This window comes from Collinsella sp. BM28, assembly GCF_054551995.1.
Genome location: NZ_JBTOLJ010000001.1, coordinates 1,812,387 through 1,829,067, shown reverse-complemented (window position 1 = coordinate 1,829,067; position 16,681 = coordinate 1,812,387). Strand labels below are relative to the sequence as shown.

The following is a 16,681-nucleotide window of genomic DNA, read 5'->3' as shown; positions in this document are numbered from 1 at the left end:
TGTGTATGAAGGACATGATGACGTACGGGTGGCGCGACCGCCTGCCATTCGCCCCCGGCGCCGGCGATGGGCTCGTCGCCAATGGCCGCGGCGTCTCCTGCACGGGTACTCGATGCGGAATCGAGCCCAGCTTGAGCCGTCGTTCGCTTCTGCGCGGCGTCGCTGCCGCGGCAATGCTCGCCGGAGCCGGCGCGCTGACGGGCTGCGGTGCGGACGGAGCCAGCGCCGGCTCCTCGTCCGTCGCCACGCCCGGCTCCAAGCTCTCCGCCATTAAGGCGCGCGGGCAGCTGAACGCCGGCGTTAAGAAGGACGTGCCAGGCTACGGTTACTACGACCCCGCCGCTCGCGCCTACGAGGGCATGGAGATCGACCTGTGCTACCAGGTCGCCGCCGCCATCTTTGGCGTGAGCTACGAGGAGGCGCGCGAGCGCGAGCTCGTGGCGTTCACCGACGTCACGCCCAAGACCCGTGGTCCGCTCATCGACAACGACCAGCTCGACGTGGTGTGCGCCACCTACACCATCACGCCCGAGCGTCGCGAGAGCTGGGACTTCTCCACCGCGTACCGCACCGACTACGTGGGCCTTATGGTCAAGAAGCGCAGCGGCTTCGCCCGCATCGCCGACCTCGATGGAAAGATTATCGGCGTGAGCCAGGGCGCCACCACGCAGAGCCTCATCGAGCAGATGCTCGTGGACGAGGATATCGACGCGACTCCGGAGTTCCTGGCGTTTTCCGGTTACCCCATCATCAAGAGCTCGCTCGACGCGGGCAACATCGACTGCTTCGCCATGGACCGCTCCACGCTTGCCGGCTACATGAACGAGACGGTCGAGCTGCTCGAGCCCGAGGTGAAGTTTGGCGAGCAGCAGTACGGCATTGCCACGAAGAAGGGCAGCGACCTGTCCGCCGTGGTCGACCAGTGCGTGCAGGACTGCGCGGCGAGCGGCTGGCTCGACGAGGAGATCGAAAAGTGGGGGTTGGTGTAAATGCTCGAAGGACTACTTGATCCCCAGCGCTGGACGCTGACGTTCGCCAACATGGGACCGTTTTGGGAGGGCTTTGGCGTGACCTTGCGCGTCGTCGCCGCGGGCCTCGCCCTCGCCCTGCTGCTGGGCACACTGCTCGGCGTCCTGTCCACCACGCGCTCGCGCATCCTGCGCGGCATCTCCCGCGTATACGTTGAGTTCTACCAGAACACGCCCCTGCCCGTGCAGGTGCTGTTCATGTACATGGCCGGCCCGCAGTTCCTGCAGGCCATCACCGGCGCGGCGCAGCCCGTGCGCATCGCCCCGTTCGCGCTCGGTGCCCTCGGTGTGGGCCTGTACCACGCTGCCTACGTGGCTGAGGTCATCCGCACCGGCATAGAGGCCGTCCCGCGCGGCCAGATGGAGGCGGCGCAGAGTCAGGGCTTCTCCCGCGTCCAGACATACGCGTACATCGTGTTGCCGCAGACGTTCAAGATCATCCTGCCGCCCCTGTGCAACCAAGCACTCAACCTGGTCAAGAACACCTCGGTGCTTGCGCTGGTCGCTGGCGGCGACCTCATGTACCGCTCTGACAACTTCGTGAGTCTCTATGGGTACCTGCAGGGATACATCGTCTGCTGCTTTATGTACTTCATCATCTGCTTTCCTTTGGCCATGCTCGGTCAGTGGCTCGAGCGCCGCAGCAAGCAGCGCCCGCGCGCCAAGGTCATCCCCGGCGTGACGGACGTCGCCGGCGCTACGGATGCCGCTGCCGTGCCCGCCCCGGCTACCGGAAAGGAGGCGTAGGCGATGGAGATCTTCAACGCGACCAATCTCATCTACATCTTGGGTGGCTTCGTCAAGACCGTCGAGATCTCGGTGCTGTCCATCATTTGCTCGGTCATCCTGGGCACGGTGCTCGCGCTCATCAAGAGCTACGCGCCCCGTCCGTTCCGTTGGCTGGTGAGCGCCTACATCGAGCTGTTCCGCTGTACGCCCAACCTGCTGTGGATCCTGTTCATCTACTTCACGGTGCAGGGCATTGACATCTTCATCTCGACGCTCGCGTTCACCCTGTTTACGAGCGCCGTCATGGCCGAGATCGTGCGCGCGGGCCTGAACGCCATCCCCGCCGGACAGTTCGAGGCGGCGCGCAGCCAGGGCTTTGGCTTCTTTGCCACCATGCGCTACATCATCCTGCCGCAGACGTTCCGCACCATCACGCCGGCGCTGTTCGGCCAGTGCACCACGGTGATCAAGGACAGCTCGTACCTCTCGGGCATCAACGTGGCGGAGTTCATGTACACCACCAATGTGGTCATGGCGCACGCGATCGCACTCGATCAGGTGCTCATGCTATACGGTTTCGTGTTCGCGCTGTATTTTGCGCTGAACTTTGGCATCTCGCTGCTGGTCCGCCGGTACCAGCGTAAGGCCATCGCGGCATAGTCGGCGCGCCCGGACACCCCGCCTTGGTGCTCAGTTGGCCGTTTTCGCACGGGCCTGGCGCCTCGCAGCGGGCGAGCGTCTTTCCCTGCACGCCAATCTGGGGCGCCCGGATGCGCCTTGAGCTTTAATCGGTTCTCTCGTAAGGAGAAGGAATGGGTTACCTAAAGAATCGTTTCGAGCGTAGGCTCGCTGCCGAGCAGGAGGCGCGCGCCGATCAGCCCGTGGTCATCACCATTGCGCGCGACTACGGCGCGGAGGGCCACGAGATCGGCAAGATGCTTTCCGTCGAGTTGGGCATCCCGCTCTATGACAACGAGCTGCTCGTGCGCTCCGCCACGCGCGCGGGTGAGGCGCTCGACAAGGTTGCCGAGTACGACGAGCGCATGGCCGCGGAGTTCATGGCGTTTCTGCCCGACCGCGCAGATTCGCGCACGCTCTCGGACAAGCTCTTCAAGTCGATGAGCCAGGTGATCGTGGACTTGGCGGCTACGCGTAGCTGCATCATCGAGGGCCGCCTATCCGATTACCTGCTGCGCAACAACCCCAACCACATCGCGGTGCTGGTGACGGCGCCGTTCGATGCACGCGTTGAGATCGTGCGCGGCAAGCGCGGGCTGGACAAGCGCGCCGGCGCCAAGCTCGTGCGCGAGCGCCAGCATGCGCGCGAGGCGTTCTACAAGCGCTACTCTGCGGGCAAATGGAAGATGACCGATGGCAAGGATATCGTGGTTAACCGCGCCAAGCTTGGGCGCCAGGGATGCGTGGACGTGATCGCGGCTGCGTACCGCTCCAAGCTACGCGAGGCCGAACAGGCGAGCACGTCTACCGATTTGCGGCATTGAATTGAGAGGGGGCAGCGGACGGAGCGCCCGCGAACCCCACCGAAGCATCGAGAAAAGATATCTAAGTCAAGTACACTTAGATATGATGACAATATGACGCTTAAAAAACTTGTGCGTCTGTGAATAATAGGCGGCGATGCGGGCATAACCGGATTGTCAAACAAAGACGCGCGCCCCAAAGGGCACGCGCAAAGGCGCGAGACACCCCGCCCCGCGCGCATCACGAAGGAGTGATCGATTATGGCAATGGTTCCGTATCGTCAGGGTTATGGCGTCCTCCCCGTTTCCACCAACTCGCTGTTCGACATCTTCGACGACATGATGGACATCCCGCGCACGGCGCTTGCCGCGAAAGCGTTCCCCATCGACGTTGAGGACAAGGGCGACGCCTACGAGGTCAAGGCGTATCTCACCGGTGTCACCAAGGACGATCTGGACGTTGAGCTCAACGAGGGCCGTCTGTCCATCTCCGTCAACGTTGAGGAGAAGGAGGAGGACAAGGGCAAGAACTACCTCCAGCGCGAGTTCACTTCCTATAGCGCCACGCGCGGCGTTTATCTCAAGGACGCGGCGAGCGAGGGCCTGTCCGCCACGTTTGCCGACGGCGTCCTCACGGTTAACGTGCCCAAGTTCGTCGAGAAGAAGAACGTCACGAAGATCTCCATCGACTAACGTGGCAGCGCGTTAGAAGATTGATATCGGACGGTTTTGGCCGGCGCTTCGGATGCGGAGCGCCGGCTTTTCGCTGCCTCGGTCGAGTGTGGCGCTCGAGCCCAGCTCGTCGTCCAGCTGTGCCCCTACGGCTTCGGCCAGTGCGCGCACGGCGAGGCTCGGGCGGTTATTCTCCTGCGAGATGTGCATGGCGACCACGTGCTCGGTTCGGCTGGTGATCAGCTGCGGTAGCGCCTCGGCGGCTTGCGCGTTGGAGAGGTGCCCGCGTTCGGAGATGATGCGGTCCTGCAGGTAGCGAGGATAGGAGCCGGTGCGGAGCATCGGCACGTCGTGGTTGCTCTCAAGCGCGAGAATGCGCACATCGGCAAGCAGACGCATGGCGCCAGGCGGCAGGGTGCCGGTATCGGTGGCATAGCCGATCGAGTCTCCATTGCAGGAGAATCTAAAACCCACCGGATTGACGACGTCGTGCGAGGTGGGGAAGGTCTCAACGCGCACTCCGGCGACTTCGAGGACCTCGCCCGGCATGAACGTCTCAAAAGGCAGGCAGGCGAGGTATTTGCGCGCTTCCGCCGTGCCCGAGCTCGCGAACAGAGGCCCGTCGAAGCGTTTGACCCACACGGACACGCCGCTCACATGGTCGCTGTGCTCGTGCGTGAGGATAAGCGCACGCACGTCGTCCTCGTTCAGGTCGAGGTCGTGCATGCGGGTGAGCACCTCCCGGCGGGAAAAGCCGTCATCGATCATGATGAGCCCTTGAGGCCCTTCGATGAGGGCGCAGTTGCCCTGCGACCCGCTTCCGAGGATGTGAAGGTGAAGGGGACGCGGGAACGGCGTTGCGACTGGTTGCTTCATGGCGTTACAGGCTCCTCGCAGATACAATGCGTACAGGTGGATATGGCAGAAGGGGTGGGACATGCCCACAGTTTCCCAACGGTATGGCACGCGACGCGCCACGGCGCCCGCCGCTCGGGCGCTCGAGCGGCGCGCCCCCGTTGTCCTCATGGTATCAGGCGGTGCGGACTCAACGGCGCTGTTGCTCCTGGCGTGCACGGGAACGCTCGATATGGACGACGGTAGGGGCCGCACGCGCATCGCTCGCGAGCGCCTCCATGTGCTTCACGTGAATCATCATCTGCGGGGAGAGGCGTCCGATGGCGACGAGCAGTTCGTGCGCGCCCTCTGCGAACAGCTGGGGGTGCCGCTTTGCGTCGAGCACGCGAGCTTTGCCGATCTGGGCGGGCAAAACCTCGAGGGTGCCGCACGCGAGGTTCGCTATGCCGCAGCGCGCCGGTATGTAGGGGAGCTCTCGCGAAAAGCGGGAACCCCTCGCTCCGCCGCGCGGATTCTCACGGCTCACACCTCGAGCGATCGAGCCGAGACGTTTTTCATGAATGCCATCAAAGGCTCCGGCGCGGCTGGGCTCTCGAGCATCCCGCGCCGGCGAAACATCATCGTGCGCCCCCTGCTCGACCGAACGCATGAGGAGCTGGTGCGCTATTTGGAGGTCGCCGGCCAGCCGTGGCGCGAGGACGCGAGCAACCAAGACACGAGGTATCTACGCAACTACGTGCGTCACCGCCTCATGCCCGTTGCGCAGGAACGCAATCCGAACGTGGAGCGCAGCGTGAGCGCGGCGTGCGACATCTTGGGCGACGAGGACGCGTTCATGTCTCAGCTCGCCGCGACTGCCCTGCGCGGTTGCGAGCGCCGTCGGGCTGCGGGGCTCATCGTGCTCGACGCCGCGCGTCTCGCGGCGGCGGAGGTTGCCATCGCGCGACGCATCGTGCGCCTGGCCGTACGCGAGCTCGATACCGAGGCGCGTTTGGAGATGCGCCATGTGGAGGCGGTCCTTGCCTGCGTGGCTCGCGCGGAGGGCTCCGTGACCCTTCCGGCGGGAATCGATGCGCGCATCGAGTTCGGCACGCTCGCCCTGCGAACGCCCGAGGAGCGCGAACGCGCCACTGCAGGCTGGCTTGCGATTCCCGGGCAGTTGCGCACGGCGGCAGGTGGCGTGGTCGAGGCGGAGTTGGTGGAGCTTCCCGCCGGCACCGACGGCGTCGCCTTGGCGCGGGAGGTGTCGTCCGCACGTGGGGACGCGCTCTCGGCGACAAGCGACGCGCCCGCATCGGTGCTGATCGACGCGGCGGCGCTCGGCTATGCGGCGCACGATCTCCCGCGCTTGGCGGAGGACCAGCGTTGGGGCGTTGCGGGCTCGTCCGTGCCGAGTCGAGACGGGCTGCGCCTGTGGGTGGATGTCCCGGCGCCGGGCGACATGCTCTGCCCCTTTGGCATGTGCGGGCGCAGCAAGAAGCTTTCGGATCTCCTTAATGAGGCGCAAATTCCACGTTCCGAGCGCGCGTACACGCCCGTGGTGCGGACTTCCCCCGGCGGTGCGATCGTGTGGGTGGCACCAGTTCGTTTGGACGATCGCTTTAAATGCACCGCCACCAGCAAAGTCTTGGTAAAATTGACATTTCGTCCCGTTGCGGACGTGCAGTAACTCCCAAACGGGTATGCTGCAATTATCTGCATACGCGCCATGAAAGGGTATCCATGGAAACGATTCATCCCGATGTTGAGAAGGTCCTGTTCTCGGAGGAGGACATCGCCGCCATGGTCAAGCGCCTGGGTGCGCAGATCTCCGAGGATTACCAGGGCAAGGACCTTGTGCTGATCGCCGTCCTGCGCGGCGCGGTCGTCTTCATGGGCGACCTCATGCGCGCCATCGACGCTCCGCTCTCCATCGACTTCATGGCCGTGTCGAGCTACGGCGACGGCGCCAAGTCCTCGGGCATCGTGCGCATCATCAAGGACCTCGACATCGACATCAAGGGTCGCGACGTTCTCATCGTCGAGGACATTCTCGATTCCGGCCTAACGCTCAAGTATCTCATGGCGAACCTCGCCAGCCGTGGTCCCGCTTCGCTCGAGGTCTGCACCTTCCTGTGGAAGGACGTCGAGGGCAAGCAGGCGGCCATCGATCCCAAGTACGTGGGCACGCACTGCCCCGATGCCTTTGTGGTGGGCTATGGCTTGGATTATGCCGAGCATTACCGCAATCTGCCTTATGTGGGCGTTCTCAAACCGGAGGTTTACGCATAGCATGACCGATCGCACAGACGATTACGCACGGGGACCCGTCGCCCTCCTTGCTGAGGGAGGCGGGTCCGGCAATGGAAATGGCGGGCCAACGCCCCCGCAGGGAGTGGGTCCTACGGACGATGGTGGTAACCGGGGCGGCAATGGCTTCGGGCCCTTTGGTGGACCCGAAGGGGCGGGAGGTCCCTCGCGCACGGGATGGATCTACTTTGCCTTCGCCTGCATTCTGCTTGGTTACACGTTTTGGAATCTCGGTGGCGGTCTTCGTCAGGGTGATAAGCCCACGGAGCTCGCTACCAGTGATTTTGTTGCCGCCGTGGAGGCAGGTCGCGTTGACGAGGCAACTTATACGGTGATCGACGGTACGGTGAGCGGCACGTATTGGCCCGAGGGCGAGAGCCGGTCCAAGAAGAACTTGGAAACGTTCACCTCCACCTATGTGGGCTCCGATTCGCTGGCCGAGCTCATGGCCGAGCATCCCAAGACCACGTACAAGGTGGATACCGAGGATCCCGATGCATTGATGAACCTGCTGCTGGCAATTCTGCCCACCGCCGTAATCATCATCGCGATGATGTACTTCATGCGCCAGATGATGGGCGCCAACAACAAGGCCATGCAGTTTGGCAAGACGAACGCCAAGACGACTCCGGCAACGCGTCCCAAGGTCAAGTTCAAGGACGTTGCGGGCATCGATGAGACAGTAGAGGAGCTCGAGGAGGTCCGTGACTTCCTCGCCGACCCCGAGCGCTTCCGTAAATTGGGCGCCAAGATTCCGCGCGGCGTGCTATTGGTTGGTCCTCCCGGCACGGGTAAGACCCTGCTTGCCAAGGCAGTCGCAGGCGAGGCGGGCGTGCCGTTCTTCACCATCTCCGGCTCCGAGTTCGTCGAGATGTTCGTGGGTGTGGGTGCCTCGCGCGTGCGCGACCTCTTTAAGAACGCCAAAGAGCAGGCTCCGGCGATCATCTTCATCGATGAGATCGACGCCGTGGGTCGTCAGCGCGGCGCGGGCCTGGGCGGAGGTCACGACGAGCGCGAACAGACGCTCAACCAGTTGCTCGTCGAGATGGACGGTTTCGAGGAGAGCGAGAGCGTGATCCTCATCGCCGCTACCAACCGCCCCGATGTGCTCGATCCGGCGCTGCTGCGTCCGGGCCGCTTTGACCGCCAGATCACGGTCGACCGCCCCGACGTACGCGGCCGCGAGCAGATCCTGCGCGTGCACGCGGCGAACAAGCCGCTCGACACGGACGTGAGTTTTGAGAAGCTCGCGCAGCTCACGGTTGGATTTGCCGGTGCCGACTTGGCGAACCTGCTCAACGAGGCGGCTCTGCTCACCGCCCGCCGCAACCGCTCGCTCATCTCGATGGACGAGATCGAGGAGTCCATGGAACGCGTCATGGCGGGTCCGCAGCGTAAGAGCCGCGTGATGAGCGAGGCCGAACGTACGACCATCGCCTACCACGAGAGCGGTCACGCACTGGTGGGCCACGTTTTGGACAACGCCGACCCGGTGCACAAGATCTCGATCATCAGCCGCGGCCAAGCGCTCGGCTACACCATGCAGCTGCCGGCCGAGGACCATTTCCTTAAGACGCGTCGCGAGATGCTCGACGAGCTCGCCGTGTTCCTGGGCGGTCGCGTGGCAGAGGAGCTCATGTGCACGGACATCACGTCTGGCGCGAGCAACGACCTTGAGCGCGCCACCAAGCTGGCTCGCGAGATGGTCACGCGCTTGGGCATGAGCGAGGAGCTGGGCACGCAGGTGTTCGGCGAGGCCCAGCATCAGGTGTTCCTCGGCCGCGACTACGCCGACCATCAGGATTACTCCGAGGAGACGGCTCGTCGCATCGATACCGAGGTCCAGCGCATCATGCGTGAGGCGCATGAACGCGCAGCCGAGATCCTCTCTGCCCGCCGCGATCAACTTGACCTTATGGCCAAGGTTCTGCTTGAGCGCGAGACCGTTGAGGGCGAGGCCGTCGATGCCCTGCTCAACAACGAGTGGGATGCGTATCTGGAGCGCGAGGGCGATATCGCTGCCGCCAAGGAGGCGCGCAACGAGGCAGCCGCCAACGGTGCCGACCCCGCTGTTGTCGAGGCCGAGCGCGCCCGTCGCGCCAAGCCGCGCCAGAGCGACGAGGAGATCGCCGCCGAGGCGGCTGCGTTCGCGCAGGCAGCCGTTGCAGACGAGGGCGTCAGCAAGCCGTGTGCCCCCGACGGGGATGCTTCCGTTGGGGCCGACCCTTCAGCCAAGTAGCCCATGCCGCTCGCCGGGAAAATCAGACCGTTCACAAGAAAAAGAAGGCTCCATCAACTTGACGATGGGGCCTTCTGGTTTTTATACTCTCGCCTGCAAACAAGAAATGCGGAAGGTTACCTCGAACCACTCTTGGGCCTCACCAAACTCTTGGACTGCTCGCGGCCATGCCGGCAGTCTGTTTGGTGGGGTTATTTTTATGCCGCGACGCGGCGAAGGAGTGAGAACCATGGGTTTCCTTTCCAATCTCTTTGGCGGCAAGCAGGCCGCGGAAAAAACCGCTTCCCATAACGAGAACGCTGTCGCGGAGCAACCCTCCACCGAGGACGCGCCGGCAGCTGCAACTGGCATCTCGGCGCTGTGCCCGGTTCCCGGCACCGCCATGGATATCGCCGAGGTCGCCGACCCGGTATTCTCCAGCAAGGCCATGGGCGACGGTATTGGCATCAAGCCCGTCTCCGGTGAGCTCGTCGCGCCCTTCTCGGGCACGGTCGAGGCGCTGTTCCCCACGTGCCATGCGCTCGCCATCAAGAACGAGAGCGGCGTGGCTGTTATGCTGCATATCGGTATCGACACGGTCGACATGAAGGGCGAGGGCTTCACCGCCCACGTCGCCCAGGGCGACTACGTCGAGCAGGGCCAGCTGCTCGTGACGTTCGACCGCGACAAGATTGCCGCCGCGGGTTACGATGACACCACGATGGTGATCGCCGCCGAGGTTCCCGCCGGGCTTACCGTTGCTACGTGCGAGCCGGGCTCCGTCGCCTTCGGTGAGCGCGTGCTGAGCTTCGCCTAGGCGTATCGCCAAGACGGGCACGGGATACACGCGGGAGCGGTTATGGTCATCAAGCGCATTTACAACAACAATGTAGCCATGGTCGAGGACGAGGGCGTCGAGCGCATCGCCATCGGCCGCGGCATCACGTTCGGCCGCTCGCGCGGCGACGAGCTTGACACATCCGCCGTTGAGAAGGTATTCACCCTCGACGATCCCGATTCGCTCAACCGCCTCGAGCGTCTCATCAAGGGCATTCCCAGCGAGTATCTCTCCGTTGCCGAGGATATTGTCGCCATGCTCCGCGCGGAGCTGGGAAGCGATGTCGACGACAACGTCCTCATCGCGCTGACCGACCATATCTCCATGGCCATCGAGCGTGAGCGCGCTGAGGTTCCCTGCGACAATCCCCTTCTTATGGAGACTCGCCGGTTCTATAAGAAGGAGTTCGCCCTGGCCCTCCGCGCGCAGGACATCATCGAGGACCGCCTGGGCATTCGCGTATCCGAGGGCGAGGTGGGCTTCATAACGCTTCACATCGTGAACGCCACCATGCGGCAGCGCGCCGACCACCTCATGCTGTCCATCAGCATGATCAATGAGATTTTGGGTATCGTGGCCGAGGCATTCGACCTCGTGTACGACGAGGAGTCCATCCAATACGAGCGCTTCCTGCGCCACTTGCAGTTCTTCGCCCAGCGCGTGCTCGACAAGAGCGTCGTGCAGTCGGAGGACACCTTCCTGTTCCATTTGGGTAAAGACCAGTATCCCGCCGCGTTCGAGTGCACCGAGCGCATTGGCGGGCACGTGGCGAGCACCTACGGGTGCGCGGTCGCGGACGCCGAGAAGGGTTACCTGGTGTACCACATCATGAATCTCGTCAATGCCGCACGCGCCGAAGCGCCAGCGGCCCCATCCGCCGCCGAGTAGAGCGCGGGCAAGAAGAAAGGAGTTTTGGGTAATGGCAAATCTGAAGAGCGCGTTGGAGGTGTTTTCCAAGTCCATCGTGCAGCCGTTGATGTATCTTTCCGTGGCGGGCACCGTGCTGATCTTGGGTATCCTCCTCACCAACCAGACCATCGTGGCTGCCGTTCCGTTCCTGCAGCTTCCCGTGTTCGCCGTCAGCGGCAAGGTGATCTACAACAGCCTTATGTTCATCGTGAACAATCTGGCCGTGCTGTTCTGCGCGGGCATTGCGGGCGCCATGGCCAAGAAGGACAAGGGCCATGCCACTCTCATCGGCCTCATGTCGTTCTTCCTGTTCCTGAACGCCAACAACATCGTGCTCGAGGCGATGGGCATGCTCGCCGAGCCCACGCAACTCGGTCTCGTGGGCACCGGCCAGTCCTCCGTCCTCGGCATCCAGGTCCTCGACATGGGCGTGTTCGGCGGCATCGTGCTCGGTTGCCTTGCCGGCTGGGTGTTCAACAAGTTCGGTGGCAAGCAGTTCCCCGTGGCCCTGTCCATGTTCTCGGGCGTGCGTTTCCCCTTCCTCATCATGATCGTGATCTCCCTTGTTCTGGGTGCCGGTGCTTGCGTGGTGTGGCCGCCCGTTCAGGGCGCCATCGCGTCGCTCGCTGGCATGATCCAGGAGAGCGGCAGCATCGGCCTGTTCGTGTACGGCATGCTCAACAAGCTGCTTGTTCCTCTCGGCCTGCATCACCTCATCTACACCCCGTTCCAGTTCTCCGATGTGGGCGGCACCCTCGCCTTGGGTGAGACCGTCATCGCCGGCGCCTACCCCATACGCGTTGCCGAGATGGCCATGGAGGGCGTGCCCTTCTCTCCCAGCACCTACTTCAACAGCTACACCTTCAACAACCTGTGGCCGTACCTGGGCATCGGCGCCGCGTTCATCGTGACCGCCTATAAGCAGAACAAGGACAAGACCCGCGCCGTCATCATCCCGCTCATGATCACCGCGGTCCTCACCTGCATCACCGAGCCCATCGACTTCCTGTTCGTGTTCTCGGCTCCCGTCCTGTTCGTGGTCCACTCCATCCTGTCCGGTATCAGCCTCGTGCTGCTGCAGGTCCTCAACATCCCGGCTTCCACCGCGGGTGGCATCATCAACATCGTGGTGTCCAACCTGGTGCTGGGTGTCGAGAAGACCAACTGGCCCATGATGCTTGTGCTCGGCGTGGTCAATGCCGCCCTGTACTTCGTCATCTTCACCGTTCTCATCAAGAAGCTCAAGCTGCACACCCCGGGCCGCGAGGGCAATGAGGACGACGCCTCCGCCGTGGCCGCCCCCGACGCCGCAGCTCCGGCGGCCGCTGTCGACACCGCCGGCGACGATGCCATCCTCGACCTCATCAAGGGCCTGGGCGGCAAGGAAAACATCCAGTCCGTCGAGAACTGTTTCACCCGTCTGCGCGTGAGCGTCGCCGACGAGAGCCTCGTGAACGAGGACTTCATCAACCGCATGGAGAACAGCGGCATCGTGCGCAAGGGCAACGACGTTCAGATTATCTTCGGTATGAAGGTCGCCAGCGTGCGCGGCGCCGTCGAGGACGCGCTCGAGAAGATGTAATCGGCTCCCATACCGTCATGTTTCCCTAACGGCGGTGGGAAACCGGGGCCGGGCGCGCAAGCCCGCTCGGCCCCGCATGGGGGTGCCATCCGGGCACCCATTTAGGCAAGCGAAGTTCGCACTCGTAATTCGTGTCACGAAAGGAAGCGTTACTTCAATGATCATTACTCTGGCTGGTGGCGGCTCCACCTTCACTCCCGGCATCGTCAAGTCTATCGCCCTGCGCAAGGACGAGCTCGAGGTCGACGAGATCCGTCTGTACGACATCAACGAGGAACGCCAGCGCAAAGTGGGCGTGCTCGTCGACTGGATTTTGCATGAGGACCTCAAACTCGACATCAAGCTCACGGTGACCACCGACAAGGCCGAGGCCTTCACCGACGCCGATTTCGTGTTCGCTCAGATGCGCGTGGGCGGTTACGCCATGCGCGAGCAGGACGAGAAGATCCCGCTGCGTCACGGCTGCGTGGGTCAGGAGACCTGCGGCTGCGGCGGCCTCGCCTACGGAATGCGCACCATCTTCCCCATGATCGAGCTTATCGACGATGTGGAGAAGTACGCAAAGTCCAGCTACTGGATCTTGAACTACTCCAATCCGGCGGCAATCGTGTCCGAAGCCTGCCGCAAGATGCGCCCCAATGCCCGCATCATCAACATCTGCGACATGCCCATCGCCATCATCGACCTCGTGTGCGCCGCGCTCGAAATCAACAAGAAGGACGTTGAGTACGACTACTTCGGCCTCAACCACTTCGGCTGGTTCACCAGCATCCGCCACAAGGGCGAGGAGGTGCTCCCGCAGCTGCGCGCCTACATCAAGGAGCATGAGATCCTGCTGCCGAGCAGCTACCTCAAGGGCATGAGCTCGCTTATGAAGTCCAACACCGACAACGAGGACGAGAGTAAGCAGAATCGTCATACGAAGGGTTCCTGGTACTACGTGTGGAAGGGCGTCTACGAGATCATGGAGCTCTTCCCGGAGTACCTGCCCAACACCTATCTCAACTACTACCTGCAGCAGAAGGAGTTTGTGGAGCACTCCAACCCCGAGCGCACCCGCGCCAACGAGGTGGAGGAGACCCGCGAGGCCAATCTGTTCGCCGGTATCGACCGGTACGAGAAGACGGGTGAGATCGACGAGAGCACCTTCTACGCCGGCAGCCACGGTGACTGGATTGCCGATCTGGCCGTCGCGTTGAAGAACGACACCAAGGCCCGCTTCCTGGTGATCTGCCAGAACAAGGGCGCCATTCCCAACATGCCCTATGACGCTATGGTCGAGCTGCCCGCCTATATCGGCAAGAACGGCCCCGAGGTCATTTCCCGCGACAACATTCCGCTGTTCCAGCAGGGTCTCATGATGCAGCAGCTCAACTCCGAGAAGCTCGTGGTCGAGGCCTGCATCGAGGGCTCCTACGAGAAGGCGCTCCAGGCCTTCACGCTCAACAAGACGGTGCCGTCCATGACGGTGGCCAAGGAGGTCCTCGACGACATGATCGAGGCCAACAAGGACTTCTGGCCCGATCTGAAGTAAAGCGGATTCGAACCATCGCATATCTGGGTAGTTTTCCATAATGCGCTGCCCATCCCAGAGCGGGTCTTCCTTGGCGAAGGCCCACTTTTTCAATTCGGTTGCTATTTCGATATTCGTCTGCTTCATAGCGGACGAGAATGCGTAAAATGCGTCCAATTGTTACCACCTTGGTGTAAGCAACGTTTTGGCACTTAACACCTAGGCCGCCATGCTGTGCATCTCTCTCGCAAATTTCAGTTAATTCGAAGCAACGTGTCAGATTGCTTCGCCGTCGTGGGTATCATGGGGCAAAACCAACCGCACGGAAACGGGGCTGCTATGTTGAACGAGACCATGTACGCATACGGCGCGGCAAGTTCGAAGATTCGCGAGATCTTCGCGTACGGATGCGAGCGCAAGGCCCAGATTGGTCCCGAGAACGTGTTCGACTTCAGCCTTGGCAACCCGAGCATCCCCGCGCCCGATGCCGTGCGCGCTTCCATTGAACGCTCGCTTGCCGAGCTGAGCCCCGAGGAGCTGCACGGCTACACGCCCGCGCCCGGCCTGCCCGCTGCGCGTGCCGCGGTGGCGGCGTCGCTCAATCGTCGGTTCGATACGGCGTATGAGGCCTCCGATGTGTTCATGACCGTGGGCGCCGCCGCCTCCATCTCCTGCACGCTGCATGCCCTCACCAACCCCGGTGACGAGGTCGTCGTGGTGTCCCCGTATTTCCCCGAGTACAAGGTGTGGATCGAGTCGTGCGGTTGCACGTGTGTGGAGGCACCGGCGAAGCCCTACACGTTCCAGCTCTCGGTGGGTAGCATCATGCGTGCCATCACCCCGCGCACGGCGGCCATCATCGTGAACTCGCCCAACAATCCCACGGGCGCGGTCTACTCCCGCGATGTGCTGGAGCGCCTTGCAAACTGCCTGCTCGAGGTGAATCGCGACCGAGAGGCCCCCATCTTCATCATCTCGGATGAGCCCTATCGCGAGATCACGTACGGTGCGGAGGTCCCGTGGGTTCCGTCCATCTACGAGCATACGGTGGTGTGCTATTCCTACTCCAAGTCGCTGTCGCTGCCGGGCGAGCGCGTGGGCTGGGTGCTCGTGCCCCCCAGCTGTCATGAGAGCGCCCGCGTCATGGCGGCGGTGGCGGGCTCCGCTCGCGCTCTGGGGTTCGTGTGTGCGCCGTCGCTGTTCCAGCGCGTGGTGATCGACTGCGTTGACGAGCCCTGTGATGTCGAGGCCTACGACCGTAACCGCCGCGCGCTCATGCATTCCCTGGGGGAGATGGGGTACTCAATGGTCGAGCCGCAGGGTGCCTTCTACCTGTGGGTTCGTGCGCTTGAGCCGGATGCCGAGGCGTTTTGCGAGCGCGCCCGCCAGTTCGAGCTGCTGCCCGTGCCGTCCGATAGCTTTGGCACCCCGGGTTGGGTGCGCGTGGGCTACTGCGTGAGCTACGAGACCATCGAGCGCTCGCTGCCCGCTTGGCAAGCGCTCATGGATTCGTATCGCTAGAACCGGGCTCCTCCGGGCATTGCGTCGCGCTGCTCGTTCGTCGCCATCTGCCATGCGTCCGTGCCCCAGATGCACGGGTGCTTTCCGTGCGGGTATCATGTACGGAGTCCGCAATCGAGGAAGGCAGGCACCATGGCATACCGTATCTTGGGAGACGTCCACACGCACACGCTCTACTCGCGCCACGCGTATTCGACCATCCAGGAGAACGTGCGGGCGGCCTCTGCCGCCGGCCTCGAGATCTTGGGATCGACCGACCACTTGAGCAGCATGCTCTACCCCGAGCAGCATATTCGCAACTTCCAGTTCTTCCTCAACACGGTGATTTGGCCGCGAACCTGGGAGGGCGTCACCGTCTTGCACGGCTGCGAGGCGGACATCGAAGGGCTCGACGGGTCGCTGTTCGGCCAGGATATCCCCTGCCGCGAGAGCATCACCGGCGGCACGTATGCAAGCGAGCGCTCGCTGTTCGAGCGCGTGACCGAATCGGCGGATTACGTCATCGCGAGCGTCCACAACACGGATTTTGCCAAGGGCTGCTCGATCTCCGACATCACCGACATGTACGTCGCCGTGCTTGAACAACCGCGTGTCTTCATCCTCGGCCACACGGGCCGTTCGGGCCTGCCGTACGACCTCGACACGGTGCTCGCCTGCGCCAAGGAGCACCATAAGCTCATCGAGGTCAACGAGCACTCGCTGGAGGGCGGTAGCAAGCACGAGGGCGTGTGCCGCAAGATCGCCGAGCGTTGCGCCGAGATGGGCGTGGGTATCGCCGTGTCGAGCGACGCGCACATCGCCCCGCAGATTGGGCGGTTCTCCGCGGTCGAGCGCATGCTCGAGGAGATCCATTTCCCCGAGGAGCTCATCATGAACCGCGGTCGCGAGCCGTTCCTGCGCGAACTTGCCGCCTCGGGTGTATGCGATCTGTCTCAGGTGCTGGGAGAGCAATCATAGCTTCTTAAGAAACCCCCACCAAAATGTAAGGTTTTCGTCACACGCCGAGCGAGCGCGCCTGATATTCTGAAGCCCGATGCGAGGGAGGC

At 63.0% G+C, this 16,681-nt stretch carries 15 protein-coding genes; 14 read left to right on the top strand and 1 reads right to left on the bottom strand.

What is annotated here, in order from left to right; genetic code table 11:
* The first annotated feature begins 5 nt into the window (after nt 1–5).
* The 5 genes from ACX9NZ_RS07985 (at nt 6) to ACX9NZ_RS07965 (ending at nt 3,931) form a co-directional block, all read left to right on the top strand.
* Complete coding sequence (locus tag ACX9NZ_RS07985; RefSeq protein WP_294160036.1) at nt 6–989, top strand: transporter substrate-binding domain-containing protein; 984 nt, start codon at nt 6–8, stop codon at nt 987–989.
* Nucleotides 990–1,775 (top strand): amino acid ABC transporter permease, encoded by a 786-nt coding sequence (locus tag ACX9NZ_RS07980; protein ID WP_118652251.1) that lies wholly within the window; start codon nt 990–992, stop codon nt 1,773–1,775.
* 3 nt (nt 1,776–1,778) lie between these two features.
* Complete coding sequence (locus ACX9NZ_RS07975; protein ID WP_118652254.1) at nt 1,779–2,417, top strand: amino acid ABC transporter permease; 639 nt, start codon at nt 1,779–1,781, stop codon at nt 2,415–2,417.
* A 152-nt stretch (nt 2,418–2,569) separates the two neighbouring features.
* Nucleotides 2,570–3,259, top strand: a complete 690-nt coding sequence (locus ACX9NZ_RS07970; protein ID WP_118652257.1) for a cytidylate kinase-like family protein — start codon at nt 2,570–2,572, stop codon at nt 3,257–3,259.
* Nucleotides 3,260–3,499: 240 nt separating this feature from the next.
* A complete protein-coding gene (locus tag ACX9NZ_RS07965) occupies nt 3,500–3,931 on the top strand; it encodes an Hsp20/alpha crystallin family protein (protein ID WP_118652260.1) in 432 nt (143 codons plus the stop codon).
* 12 nt (nt 3,932–3,943) lie between these two features.
* Here the strand turns inward: ACX9NZ_RS07965 and ACX9NZ_RS07960 are convergent, their stop codons facing one another.
* On the bottom strand, nt 3,944–4,786 hold the full coding sequence (locus ACX9NZ_RS07960; protein WP_118652263.1) for an MBL fold metallo-hydrolase: 843 nt from the start codon (nt 4,784–4,786) through the stop codon (nt 3,944–3,946).
* Between the two features lie 61 nt (nt 4,787–4,847).
* Between ACX9NZ_RS07960 and tilS the strand changes: the two genes are divergently transcribed.
* From tilS to ACX9NZ_RS07915, 9 genes are all read left to right on the top strand, one after another.
* Entirely contained in the window at nt 4,848–6,434 is a 1,587-nt protein-coding gene (tilS, locus tag ACX9NZ_RS07955; RefSeq protein ID WP_294121561.1) for a tRNA lysidine(34) synthetase TilS, read from the top strand.
* A gap of 53 nt (nt 6,435–6,487) precedes the next feature.
* Nucleotides 6,488–7,036, top strand: a complete 549-nt coding sequence (gene hpt / locus ACX9NZ_RS07950; protein ID WP_118652269.1) for a hypoxanthine phosphoribosyltransferase — start codon at nt 6,488–6,490, stop codon at nt 7,034–7,036.
* A 1-nt stretch (nt 7,037) separates the two neighbouring features.
* Entirely contained in the window at nt 7,038–9,293 is a 2,256-nt protein-coding gene (gene ftsH, locus ACX9NZ_RS07945; RefSeq protein ID WP_407496491.1) for an ATP-dependent zinc metalloprotease FtsH, read from the top strand.
* A gap of 229 nt (nt 9,294–9,522) precedes the next feature.
* Nucleotides 9,523–10,089, top strand: a complete 567-nt coding sequence (locus tag ACX9NZ_RS07940; RefSeq protein WP_294121567.1) for a PTS sugar transporter subunit IIA — start codon at nt 9,523–9,525, stop codon at nt 10,087–10,089.
* Between the two features lie 42 nt (nt 10,090–10,131).
* A complete protein-coding gene (locus ACX9NZ_RS07935) occupies nt 10,132–10,998 on the top strand; it encodes a PRD domain-containing protein (protein ID WP_294121570.1) in 867 nt (288 codons plus the stop codon).
* Nucleotides 10,999–11,029: 31 nt separating this feature from the next.
* Entirely contained in the window at nt 11,030–12,601 is a 1,572-nt protein-coding gene (locus ACX9NZ_RS07930; RefSeq protein ID WP_118652281.1) for a PTS transporter subunit EIIC, read from the top strand.
* A gap of 157 nt (nt 12,602–12,758) precedes the next feature.
* Nucleotides 12,759–14,135 carry a 6-phospho-alpha-glucosidase gene (locus ACX9NZ_RS07925; RefSeq protein WP_294160029.1) on the top strand — a complete coding sequence of 459 codons (1,377 nt, stop codon included), beginning with the start codon at nt 12,759–12,761 and terminating at the stop codon, nt 14,133–14,135.
* Between the two features lie 318 nt (nt 14,136–14,453).
* Entirely contained in the window at nt 14,454–15,635 is a 1,182-nt protein-coding gene (locus ACX9NZ_RS07920) for a pyridoxal phosphate-dependent aminotransferase (protein WP_118652287.1), read from the top strand.
* A gap of 132 nt (nt 15,636–15,767) precedes the next feature.
* Nucleotides 15,768–16,592: a phosphatase gene (locus ACX9NZ_RS07915; protein ID WP_118652290.1), complete on the top strand. Its 825-nt coding sequence runs from the start codon at nt 15,768–15,770 to the stop codon at nt 16,590–16,592.
* The last annotated feature ends 89 nt before the right edge of the window (nt 16,593–16,681 follow it).